The following is a 12,401-nucleotide window of genomic DNA, read 5'->3' as shown; positions in this document are numbered from 1 at the left end:
AGCTGGTTTTTTAGGGTGAAATCAGTTATTTTTTTGTTTATTTTTAAATATAAATGTGTAATAAAATTGATTTATTTAAAGTTAAAAAACTCAATTTATCAATAAATAGACAAACATATTAATAAATTATCATGAAAATATTTAATTATATATTAAACTAACATATTGACAAGCGAAAAAATGAAGATATAATAATTGGTAAGTAATTAAATCGATGGTAAAAAATAGATTTAATTAAATATAAAAAGGGGGCAAAAAAATGAAAATCGTTAAAAAACTATTTACTTCAGCTATAGTAACGGTGTTAACTGTTAGTCTAGTAGCTTGTGGTGGGGCAAAAAATACGAGCGATGGCGCAGATAGTGGACAAGTAGATGGTGGATCTAATAATGTTTTAAGGGTTCAATTTGATGTTGAAGTAGCATCTATGGATCCACAAATTGCAACTGATGGTACTTCGTTTGAAGTAATAGCAGCAATTACAGAGGGATTGTATTCAGTTGATGAAGCAGGAACTCCAATATTAGCAGCTGCAGAATCAGTAGAAAAAAGTGATGATGGATTAACTTACAGTTTTAAGTTAAGAGATGCAAAATGGTCTAATGGAACTCCTGTAACAGCAAATGACTTTGTTTTTGCATGGAGACGTCTTGTAGATCCTAAAACAGCAAGTGAATATGCATTTATTGCAGGAATTGCAGGAATAAAAAATGCAGATGATATATCAGCAGGAAAAGTTGGGGTAGAAGAATTAGGAGTTAAGGCAGAAGATGATAAAACTTTAGTAGTAGAATTATCAAATCCAGTTACATTCTTGGAATCATTATTATCATTCCCTTCATTCTATCCAGTAAATGAGGAGTTTTATACTAGTGCAGGAGATAAATTTGGTACATCTCCAGATACAATAATAGGTAATGGGCCATTTAAAATGTCTGCATATGAGCCAGCTGCAACAACAATAGATTTAGTAAAAAATGAAGAATATTGGGATGCAGGTGCAGTTAAATTAGCAGGAATTAAGTTCCAAGTGATAAAAGAAGCACAACAAACAATGCTTTCATATCAAAATGGTGATTTAGATGTTGCAACTCTAGCAGGAGAACAAGTAGAGCAATTTATGAATGACCCTGAATTTACGAATGTAAAAGCAGGATATTTATGGTATATATCTCCTAATCAAAAGGTAGCAGGCTTAGAAAATGAGAATTTACGTAAAGCTCTTGCATTATCTTATGATAAGGAAGCAATTGTTAATAATATATTAAAGGATGGATCAATAGTAGCTGATTTTGCAGTACCAGTAGAACTTGCTACTGGGCCTGATGGAAAAGATTTTAGAGAAGGTACTGATACTTATCTTTCAACAGATAAGACTAAGGCAGTAGAATTCTACGAAAAAGCTAAAAGCGAATTAGGTAAAGATACCTTCGCTTATAAGATGTTAGTAGAAGATACTGAATCAGCACAAAATGTAGCTCAATTTATTCAATCAGAAATACAAACTACTCTTCCAGGTGTAACTATAACTCTTGAAGTATTACCTAAGAAGAATAGAGTTGAAAGAATGCAAAATGGAGACTATGAGATTGGATTTACTCGTTGGGGTCCAGACTATGCTGATCCAATGACATATTTAGATATGTGGACTACTGATAGCCCAAATAACTATGGATTATGGTCAAATACTGAATATGATGCAGTAATTGAATCAGCTAAAAGTGGGGAGCTTGCATTAGATCCAGAAGCAAGATGGGAAGCATTAAAAAATGCAGAAAAAACAGTAATGGATGAAGCTGTTATTGCACCTGTATATCAAAAAGGTAATGCAGTAATGATTAAGAAAAATGTTTCAAAGATAGAATTCCATTCTGTAGGAATCAACAGAGTTTATAAAAATGCAACTATAGAGTAAAGAATATAAAGTCATATTACAGTGGTTAGTTTACCACTGTAATATTTTTAAAAGGAGGAATTGCACATGAAAAAATATTTACTCAAAAGAATAGCAATTTCCATAGCCACATTATTAGCAATACTATTAGTACTATTTTTAATGCTAGAATTTATGCCTGGGTCTCCGTTTAACGATGAGAAGTTAACAGCAGACCAAATCGTATTATTAAATCAAAAATATGGATTAGATAAACCGATAATAATAAGATTCTTTAATTATATAAAAAATATGCTTACAGGAGACTTTGGTGTTTCCTATACAATTTCTAAAAACACTCCAATATCAACACTTCTTCATACTAGACTACCTATATCATTAAGAATTGGTGGGCAAGCTGTATTATTAGGTTCTATAGTAGGACTAATTTTAGGAATAATTTCAGCAATTAAACACAATACAATTTGGGATACAATAACAACTGTTATATCCGTGTTAGGAGTTAGCTTACCTTCATATGTATTTGCATTAGTTTTATCATATTACTTAGGGTATAAAGTTAGTTTTTTTCCTTTATTATATTCGGCAGAAAGTGCAATAAAATCTTCAATACTACCTACTATAGCATTATGTATGTTTACAATAGCAACTATATCTAGGTTTACTAGGACTGAAATGCTAGAAGTATTAAGCTCAGATTATATGCAACTAGCAGAAAGTAAGGGGATAAGTGGAATTAGGCTATTATTTAGGCATGCTATAAGAAATGCCTTAATTCCTATTATTACAGTTTTAGCGCCACTTGTAGTTGGACTTATGACTGGAAGCTTAGTAATTGAAAAGATATTCTCCATTCCGGGTATTGGAAGTCTATTAGTTACAGCAATTCAGTCTAATGATTACAATGTAATAGTTGCACTAGCCTTTATTTATAGTGCTATGTATATAGGCATAATGCTTATAGTTGATATTCTATATGGAGTAGTTGATCCAAGAATAAGATTAGCAAAGGAGGATAACCATGGGTAATAATTATAATTCTAAAAGTACGGATTTTTTAGAGAATGATTTTGAATTTATTTGGAAAGACGAGATACCCCATGATGATACAGTTTATGCTAGTCAATCTTATTGGGGGGATGTATTAGGAAGATTACTAAAGAGTAAGGGGACAATAATTGGATTAATATTCATAGTTATAATAGCATTAATGGCTATATTTGGTGTTGGGATGAATGAGAATACTTATGATTCTCAAATTATAAGTCATCAAAATCTTGCACCTAGAGTTCCGGTTTTAGAGAAGTTCGGAATACTTGATGGTGGAGAAACTTTAAAAGCATCTACAGGAAGTATTGAAGTTAACAAATATATATCTAAGGACGGAGGGAAAACTGGGCTTGAAGATGTATATTATTGGTTTGGAACAGATGTTTTAGGAAGAGATATCTTTACTAGGACTTGGATGGGAACTAGAATTTCACTTTATATAGCATTAGTCGCAGTTGTTATAGATATAATATTTGGTCTTAGCTATGGTTTAATTTCAGGATATTTTGGAGGTAAAGTTGACAATATAATGCAGCGTTTTGCAGAAATATTAAATGGAATACCAAATTTAGTAATAGTTACATTGTTAATCGTAGTTCTAAAGCCTGGTCTTTTGACTATTACCTTTTCTCTTATGATTACTGGATGGATTGGAATGAATCGTATTGCTAGGGCACAGGTGCTTAAACTTAAAGAGCAAGAGTTTGTATTAGCATCTAAGACATTAGGAGCTAAGAGTTTCTTTATTATTTTTAAAGAAATTTTGCCTAATATTATTGGACCTATAATTACTAATACAATGTTCTCAATTCCTAATGCTATATTTACAGAAGCATTCTTAGCTTTTATAGGATTAGGGGTACCAGCTCCAATGGCATCTTTAGGTTCATTAATTAGTGAGGCATTTAAATCTTTTACAACTCATCCATATATGATAGTAGCACCTCTTGTGGTACTTGCAATATTAATGTTAAGTTTTAATATTGTAGCAGATGGAATACGTGATGCTTTTGATCCTAAGATGAAGGAAATATAGGAGGTGGTATAGATGGAAAATAAAAAAATATTAGAAATTAGAGATTTATCTATATCATTCAAGACATCATCAGGTCTTGTTAATGCTATTCGTGGTGTAAAGCTTGATTTATATAGAGGAGAAACTTTGGCTATAGTTGGTGAAAGTGGTAGTGGGAAATCAGTTACTATGAAGGCTGCTATGGGTATATTAAGTAGTAATGGGGTAATTAATTCTGGAAGTATTAAGTTCAACTACTACAGGGAAGACGAAAAAGTTGAAGTTGATATATTAAAATTATCTAAAAAGGAAATGAGAGCAAGGATTAATGGAAAACGTATCGCAATGATATTCCAAGATCCAATGACTTCATTAAACCCTACAATGACAATAGGAGCTCAAATTATGGAGGGCATGATTTGGCATTATAAGACTCCAAAAAAAGTGGCTTATGAAAAAGCTTTGGAGTTATTAAATCTTGTTGGAATTACTGATGCAGAAAAAAGAATGAAAAATTATCCACATCAGCTATCAGGTGGTATGAGGCAAAGGGTAGTAATAGCAATAGCACTTGCATGTAATCCTGATTTATTAATCTGTGATGAACCTACAACTGCTTTAGATGTGACAATACAAGCAAAGATACTAGAGTTAATTAAAGATATACAAAAGAAATTAAATATTTCTGTTATATATATTACTCATGATCTTGGAGTTGTAGCAAAGGTTGCAGATTATGTTGCAGTCATGTATGCAGGAAAAATTGTAGAAAAGGGCAATGTAGATGAAATTTTCTATGATCCGAGACATCCATATACTTGGGGACTATTGTCTGCTATGCCAGATATAGAGACTACAGATGATAAGCTATATACAATACCAGGAACACCTGTAAACTTATTAAGTACAGTAGAAGGAGATGCTTTTGCAGAAAGAAATATTTATGCTTTAAATATAGATAAGAGAGTTGAGCCTCCGATGTTTAAAATAACTGATACTCATTATGCATCAACATGGTTATTGCATGAAAATGCACCAAAGGTTGAAATGCCAAAAGAGCTTAGAGAGAGAATAGATAGGATGCTAAAGGAGGTAGTTATAAGTGGAAAATAGACAGCCTTTATTAGAAGTTAAGAATTTAAAGCAATATTTTAAAGTAAGTAAGAAATTTACTGTAAAAGCTGTGAATGGAGTGTCTTTTGAGATATATCCAGGTGAGACATATGGTCTTGTAGGGGAATCAGGAAGTGGAAAATCTACAATTGGAAGATCAATAATTAGGCTATATGATCCAACTTCTGGAGAAATTAATTTTGATGGAATTGATATATCAGGAAAATTATCTGATAAAGATAATAAATATTTAAGAATAAATATGCAAATGATATTTCAAGATCCTATGGCTTGTTTGAATCCTCGTAAGAAAGTATTAGATATAATAGCTCAAGGATTAGACATTCATAAACTATATAATAGTAAAGAAGAGAGAAATGAAAAAGTATATAGAATATTAGAAAAGGTTGGATTATCAAAGGAGCATGCCAATAGATATCCACATCAATTTTCCGGAGGGCAAAGACAGCGTATAGGGATAGCTAGAGCACTTATAATGAATCCGAGACTAATAATTGCAGATGAGGCAATTAGTGCTTTAGATGTATCTATTCAAGCACAAGTAGTAAATTTAATGAAAGAAATTCAAAATGAAACCAACACTGCACTTTTATTTATTGCTCATGATTTATCAATGGTTAAATATATTTCCAATAGAATAGGGGTACTACATTTAGGATATTTGCTTGAAACAGGCACTACAGAAGAAATATTTTCTAATCCAGTACATCCATATACAAAATCATTGATTTCAGCAATACCACATCCAAATCCTAATGTTGAGAAGGATAGAAGAGCGATAAGCTATGATTACGCTACTAGTGGAATAAATTACTCACTAGGAGAAAAAAAGTTTGTAGACGGAACCCATTATGTTTTAGCTACTGATGAAGAATTTCAAAAGTGGATAAATAGTAAAGAAGATTAGTATGGAGAATATAATTGCTTCAATAAATAAAAGGCTGATGCATAGAATTAAGTAAATGCATCAGCCTTTTATTATATTTAAATTGATATTGATAAAAATTAATATCTATAGAAAATAACTATTATTTAATATTAAATATATCTAATTTTTAAATTTAGGTATATAATAACATAATAGTAATTATTTTTAAGGAGGACAAAATGGTTTTATTTGAAGTGAATTATTTTTCAAATGTACTAGGAATTAATACCAAATTAAATGTCCTTTTTCCACAGAAGAAGGCTAATGAGATAGATTCTAAGGATAATGTTAATAAAGAGGGACAACCAGTGTTGTATTTATTACATGGAATGGGAAATGATGAGAGCGTTTGGATGCGTAGAACTTCTATAGAAAGATATGCATCACAATATGGATTTACTGTTGTTATACCAACAACTCACTTAGGTTGTTACACAGACACTACTTATGGAGCTAATTATTGGACATACATATCAGAAGAACTGCCAGTTTTTTTGAAGGAATATTTTAAAAATTTTTCAGACAAAAGAGAAGATACTTTTGTAGCTGGAGTTTCGATGGGGGGCCATGGAGCTCTTAAGTTAGCTTTAACTAATCCACAGAAGTTCAGAGCAGCAGCTTCATTATCTGGACCATTAAATATAGCAAGTGAATCAATGACAGAAGGTTTTAGAAATAAAAGAAAAGCTTTTTGGGAAGGCGTATTCGGACCATTAGAAAGTATCAAGAATTCGAAGAATGATTTAATTTATCTGTTAGATATATTAGCTGAGAGTAATAAAATCGACGATATACCGAAGATATATTCTTGGTGCGGAACTGAAGATTTTTTATATAAAAATAACTTAGAGATGGAATCTAAAATGAAATCTTTAGGAGTAGATTATAAATTTAATTATTCAGAAGGTGAACATAATTGGGCTTGCTGGGATAGAGAAATACAAAATGTATTGAAATGGTTTAGTGAAATAAGAGGTGAATAAAAGGGACCTATCAAAATGTCCCTTATCTTTACACTATTCAGTTAACAAAAGGCTATTATTAAAGCTTTTGCACGTTTACAGCCATTGGGCCTTTTTCGTTTTCTTGAATATCGAAAGTTATATTTTCACCTTCATGAAGATCTTTTTCTGGACCTTTCTCTTTGATTTGAGAATGATGAACAAAAACATCATTTCCTTCATTACAAGATATGAATCCATAACCCCTCTTCATGTTATACCATTTTACAACTCCAGTATAGTTTGCCATTGCAAAACCTCCATTAATAAATTATCACTACTTATTATTATTAAAAAAACAAATTTTAAACTATAAAAAATAAATTTATTAATTAAGTATAAAAGTAAACTGTTTGTGAATAAAAATTAATGTAGCTGCATAAAAATAGGTAGTATTATTTTATATTAAATTTAGTTGACAATTATTGCTAATGTTCATATAATATGAATATAAAGAAACTCAAGTAATCCGATAGGAATAATATGTTTTAATGGAAAGAGTAAATTAAGGGAAGCTTTCAGAGAATAATTTCCTTGTCTGTGAGATTTTAAGTGGAACTTGATTGAAGTGCATCTTTGAGCACTAAGTTAAAATAATTGTAGACTTTAGCGGAAACGCTCATTATAGCTATAGATAAATTTATCTATTTAAAAGATTCTATGCTTTTTCATAAAAATCAGAGTGGAACCACGTGGATTTAAACTTGGTCTCTGAATATGAAGGCTATTTTTTTTATTATACAAGTAATTTATAAAGATATTACTCTGTGAATAAAAAATTTAAAATTACTTAATTAAATTTTAAGTATGCTATATAGGGTTGCGATGCCTCGGAGCAAAGCGACTGAATAAGAAACCTTATATAACACACTTTCTTATTTTCAAAATCCGGAGTTTGAAAATACAACATAAAATAATAATTTTGGAGGGTAAATATGAGATTTAAAAAATTATCAAAAATTTTAACAGCAACATTAGCAACAGCAATGTTATTAACAGCTTGTGGGAATAAAACAGAAAATAATAATAGTGATGGTGAAGTTTCTACACAATCTGATACATTTATATATGGTATAGCTGGAGATCCAGGGAATTCAGTTAATGTAATAACAACAAGTGATCGTTATGGATTAATGACCATAAAAGCTATATATTCACCACTATATATGTATAATGCAGATGGAATTAATTATTTTCTTGCAGAAAGTATGACTCCGTCAGAAGATAATTTAACTTACACAGCTAAACTTAAAAAAGATGTTAAATGGAGTGACGGTGAACCTTTCACTGCTGATGATGTTGTCTTCACTTATGAGCAAATGCTAAAAGAAGAAAATGCAGGGTGGGCTTATAGCCAATTAATATTTAATGGGAAGCCTTTAAAGGTTGAAAAAGTAGATGATCATACAGTTAATTTTATACTTCCAGAAGTTAGTGCTCCTGCTATGGAATTATTAGCAAATATATTTATTATGCCAAAGCATATTTACGAAGGAGAAACTAATTTTGAAAATAGTGAAAAGAATGCAACTCCAGTAGGAACTGGTCCATATAAATTAGTAGAATATAAAGCAGGACAATATGTTAAATTTGAAAAAAATGAATATTATTATCTTGGAGAAGCAAATATAAAAAATGTAATTTTTAGAATTATACCAGATGCTAATACTGCTAAGCTTGCCTTACAAAAAGGTGAAATAAATGCACTATCTGTTCAATCCACTGATTTGGCCGATTTAACTAAGGGTGAAGATTTAACTCCATATAGTTATGGTGAAGGTAGAGTTGCTTATGTAGTTATTAATTCAAATTCAGATAAGTTACAAGATAAAAAAGTTAGGCAGGCAATCTTTTATGCAATGAATAGAACAGATTTAATAAATGCTGCTTTTGGTTCAAAGGAATATGCTGATGAAGTGTATTCATTCTTACCTAATGTAAATCCATTCTATACAGAGGATGTTGAACAATATAGTTTTGATCAAGAAAAAGCTAAAAAATTATTGGAAGAATCAGGGGTTACTAATTTAACTGTTAAGCTTGGATATACAGCTAATGATGTTCCATCACAAAAGGAAGCAACTATTATTCAACAAAATCTTAAGGCTATAGGTATTAATGTAGAGTTAGCAGGACAAGAAGGAACAGCTTTAAGTCAAGAGATGCTAAAAGAAGATTCAAATTATGATATGTTCATAGGTGGATATATAATGGGAATAGATCCAGATACATTTAATTCATTATTCACATCTGAAAGCCAATATAATTATAGCCACTATAAGGATAAAGAAATAGATGATTTATTTAATGCTGGTAGAGTTGAAACTGACGAAGCAAAGAGAGTTGAAATTTATACTAAGATTCAACAAAAAATACAAGATAATGCTTATTTCTATCCAATGCTATCAAATAAGAGAATTGTAGTTATGAGTTCTAATATAACAGGAGTAGACGAGGCTAAATTAGTTCCAGTTTATACTTTTGAAGATATGTCAAAATTGAAATTTGAATAATATTTAAATACTAACAGGGTGCTGCTTATTGCAGCACCATAAAATTTTTTAGGTGGGAGTGAGAAAATGGCTAAATATATTTTGAAGAGAGTACTTCAAGCTATTCCTTTAATATTATTAATTTCAGTAATTTGTTTTACATTAATTCAATTAGCACCATATAATGCCATTGATACAATGATTACACCTAAAATGTCTGTAGAGACAGTTGAACTTATTAAGGCTAAATATGGTTTTGACAAACCAGTGTACGTTCAGTATTTATTGTGGCTTAAAGGTATTATAGGAGGAGAATTTGGATATTCAATAATTACTCATCAAAGCATATCAAGTGATTTAATAGCAAGAATTCCGGCAACAGCTGTATTAGTATTACCTTCTTATTTAATAGCTTTTATAATTTCAATATTTTTAGGTTTATTATCAGGTTCTAATAAAAATAAATTGGTAGATAAAATTATAGATGGATTTTGTTCTATAGGAATAGCTATTCCTAGTTTTTGGTTTGCAATGATTATTATATTTATTTTTGGTTATAAATTATCTTTATTACCTATATTGGGGATGAATACAATTGGAAGAGAAGGATCTTTTGCTGACTTTATTTTACATTTTATAATGCCATGTACAGTTTTAGTGATAGCCTTTTTACCTGATTTAATAAGGTATGTAAGATCTTCAACTATAGGTCAAATTTCTGAAGATTATGTAATGGTTCAAGAAGCTTTTGGGGCAAGTAAATCAGAAATATTATTTAAACATGTGTATAAAAATGTACTGTTACCTATAATTACAAAGTTAGGGATGGCCTTACCTATGCTTATAACTGGAGCTATGATAACAGAAACTGTATTTGGATGGCCAGGAGTAGGCCCATATTTTGTGAATGCTATAAGATCTCTAGATTATCCGATAATTATGGCTATTTTATTACTATCGTCTACTTTGGTAATACTAGGTAATCTAATGTCAGACATACTTTACTGTTTGATAGATCCTAGAATAAAGGGAATGAGGTAGTGAAATGGAGAATAGAAGATTAAATAAAATTAAGAGTGAGTTTAAATATAATAAAAGTGCTTTATTTTCTACAATATTTCTACTATTTATAATACTTATTTCTATATTTGCATTTTTAATCCCAGTAGATCCTGACTTAACAAACACATCTAATATTCTTCAGCCACCAAGTTCTACACATATTTTTGGAACAGATGAATTAGGAAGGGATTATTTTGTAAGAACTTTATATGGTGGACGAGTTTCATTGACAGTGGGGATTCTAGCTATGTTAATTTCTACTAGTATTGGAGTAGCTGCTGGAACTATAAGTGGATATTATGGTGGAAAAATAGATAATATTTTAATGAGATTAGTTGATATAATATCATCTATACCATGGATGATATTAGTAACAGTAATAAGTATATTTTTAAAACCAGGATTACAAGCAATTATTATAGTTATAGGTTTATTTTCTTGGATGGAAACCTCAAGACTAGTACGTGCAGAAACTCTATCAATAAAAGAAAGAGAATATGTGCTTTATGCAAAATCTATTGGTGAATCTTCAGGTAAAATAATTTTGAGACATATAATTCCTAGTGTTTTTCCAACCATAATTATTTCTGCCACATCCAGTATTGCTGGTGCTATAATGACTGAGTCATCTTTAAGCTTTTTAGGGCTTGGAATTCAACCACCTATGTCATCTTGGGGAAATTTACTCCAAAATGCACAAAGTAATCTACAAAGTGCATTATATATGGCATTAATACCAGGGATATTAATTGTATTGACAATATATTCTTTCAATAAATTAGGAAATGTATTAAGGGGAATTGTAGAACCTAAAACTTCAGGAGGTGAGAGTTAATGAAAAATGATAATAACCTTCTTAGAATAGATAATCTTAAGACTAACTTTTATATTAAGGAACAAAAAATTGAAGCTGTAAGAGGCGTAAGCTTTCATGTTAATAAAGGAGATATTTTAGGTATAGTAGGAGAATCAGGAAGTGGAAAAAGTGTTCTTATGAAATCTGTAATGAATATATTACCTGAAAATGCAAAAATAGATGAAGGAAAAGTATATTTTAATAATTTTGATTTAGTGAAGATGACCAAGAAGGAATTGCAGAGTATTAAGGGAAAAGAAATAGCTATGATTTTTCAAGATCCTATGACAGCTTTGAATCCTCTAAAAAAAATAGGGGATCACTTAATAGAAGTATTAGTAAGACACAAGGGAATAAATAAAAAAGAGGCAAGAAAAGTAGCCTTAGATATCTTAAAAGAGGTAGGGATACCGATGCCTGAAAAGAGAATAGATCAATATCCTCATGAATTTAGTGGAGGAATGAGGCAAAGAGTTTTAATAGCAATGGCACTAGCATGTAATCCGAAGCTATTAATTGCAGATGAACCTACTACGGCTCTTGATGTAACGATACAAGCTCAGATTTTACAGTTATTGAAAAATCTAAAAGAAACGAATGATATGTCAGTTATATTAATAACTCATGACCTGGGAGTAGTGGCAAGCCTTTGTAATAGATTAGTTGTAATGTATGGTGGATTAGTGATGGAAGAAGGTTTCATAGATGAAATTTTTTATGAAGCTAAGCACCCATATACTAAGGCACTGCTTAATTCTATTCCTAATATAGAAGATGATGATAAATCAAGACTTAAACCTATAAAGGGTTCTGCACCATCGCTACTAAATCCGCCAAAGGGATGTCCGTTTGCGGAAAGATGTGAATTTGCATTTAAAAGGTGTTTTGAAGAGGTGCCTCAATATAAAGAGTTTAGTGAAACGCATAGATCAATGTGCTTTTTAGAAAAGTAAATTTTGAAGGAGGTGT

11 protein-coding genes are annotated in these 12,401 nt (G+C 30.6%); 10 read left to right on the top strand and 1 reads right to left on the bottom strand.

The annotated features are described in order from the left end of the window. The first annotated feature begins 259 nt into the window (after window positions 1–259). The 6 genes from QK892_RS11850 (at window position 260) to QK892_RS11825 (ending at window position 7,004) form a co-directional block, all read left to right on the top strand. On the top strand, window positions 260–1,915 hold the full coding sequence (locus tag QK892_RS11850; protein WP_317273748.1) for a peptide ABC transporter substrate-binding protein: 1,656 nt from the start codon (window positions 260–262) through the stop codon (window positions 1,913–1,915). Between the two features lie 66 nt (window positions 1,916–1,981). After that, entirely contained in the window at window positions 1,982–2,923 is a 942-nt protein-coding gene (locus QK892_RS11845; protein WP_317273747.1) for an ABC transporter permease, read from the top strand. After that, window positions 2,916–3,980 (top strand): ABC transporter permease, encoded by a 1,065-nt coding sequence (locus QK892_RS11840; RefSeq protein ID WP_317273746.1) that lies wholly within the window; start codon window positions 2,916–2,918, stop codon window positions 3,978–3,980. The genes QK892_RS11845 and QK892_RS11840 overlap by 8 nt, the downstream gene beginning before the upstream one ends. A 12-nt stretch (window positions 3,981–3,992) precedes the next feature. Further along, entirely contained in the window at window positions 3,993–5,072 is a 1,080-nt protein-coding gene (locus tag QK892_RS11835) for an ABC transporter ATP-binding protein (protein WP_317273745.1), read from the top strand. Beyond that, the gene (locus QK892_RS11830; protein ID WP_317273744.1) at window positions 5,062–6,000 is read left to right on the top strand and encodes an ABC transporter ATP-binding protein; all 939 of its coding nucleotides are present in this window, start codon (window positions 5,062–5,064) and stop codon (window positions 5,998–6,000) included. The genes QK892_RS11835 and QK892_RS11830 overlap by 11 nt, the downstream gene beginning before the upstream one ends. A 200-nt stretch (window positions 6,001–6,200) precedes the next feature. Then, window positions 6,201–7,004, top strand: coding sequence for an alpha/beta hydrolase (locus QK892_RS11825; RefSeq protein ID WP_317273743.1), 804 nt, complete (start codon window positions 6,201–6,203; stop codon window positions 7,002–7,004). Between the two features lie 58 nt (window positions 7,005–7,062). Here the strand turns inward: QK892_RS11825 and QK892_RS11820 are convergent, their stop codons facing one another. Continuing rightward, window positions 7,063–7,272, bottom strand: a complete 210-nt coding sequence (locus tag QK892_RS11820) for a cold-shock protein (RefSeq protein WP_317273742.1) — start codon at window positions 7,270–7,272, stop codon at window positions 7,063–7,065. Between the two features lie 685 nt (window positions 7,273–7,957). Here QK892_RS11820 and QK892_RS11815 point away from each other — a divergent pair. The 4 genes from QK892_RS11815 to QK892_RS11800 all read left to right on the top strand — a co-directional run bounded on the left by QK892_RS11815 (window position 7,958) and on the right by QK892_RS11800 (window position 12,385). Then, the gene (locus tag QK892_RS11815; RefSeq protein ID WP_317273741.1) at window positions 7,958–9,535 is read left to right on the top strand and encodes an ABC transporter substrate-binding protein; all 1,578 of its coding nucleotides are present in this window, start codon (window positions 7,958–7,960) and stop codon (window positions 9,533–9,535) included. Between the two features lie 66 nt (window positions 9,536–9,601). Next, the gene (locus tag QK892_RS11810) at window positions 9,602–10,555 is read left to right on the top strand and encodes an ABC transporter permease (RefSeq protein ID WP_317273740.1); all 954 of its coding nucleotides are present in this window, start codon (window positions 9,602–9,604) and stop codon (window positions 10,553–10,555) included. A gap of 4 nt (window positions 10,556–10,559) precedes the next feature. Continuing rightward, entirely contained in the window at window positions 10,560–11,411 is an 852-nt protein-coding gene (locus QK892_RS11805) for an ABC transporter permease (RefSeq protein ID WP_317273739.1), read from the top strand. After that, a complete protein-coding gene (locus QK892_RS11800) occupies window positions 11,411–12,385 on the top strand; it encodes an ABC transporter ATP-binding protein (RefSeq protein ID WP_317273738.1) in 975 nt (324 codons plus the stop codon). The genes QK892_RS11805 and QK892_RS11800 overlap by 1 nt, the downstream gene beginning before the upstream one ends. Window positions 12,386–12,401: the final 16 nt, after the last annotated feature.

Origin of the sequence: Clostridium lamae, from assembly GCF_033043255.1 — a bacterium.
In the GTDB taxonomy this organism is placed as follows: Bacteria; Bacillota; Clostridia; order Clostridiales; family Clostridiaceae; genus Clostridium; species Clostridium lamae.
Note: the sequence above shows the minus strand (reverse complement) of the source record. Positions and strands in the feature narration are given on the sequence as shown.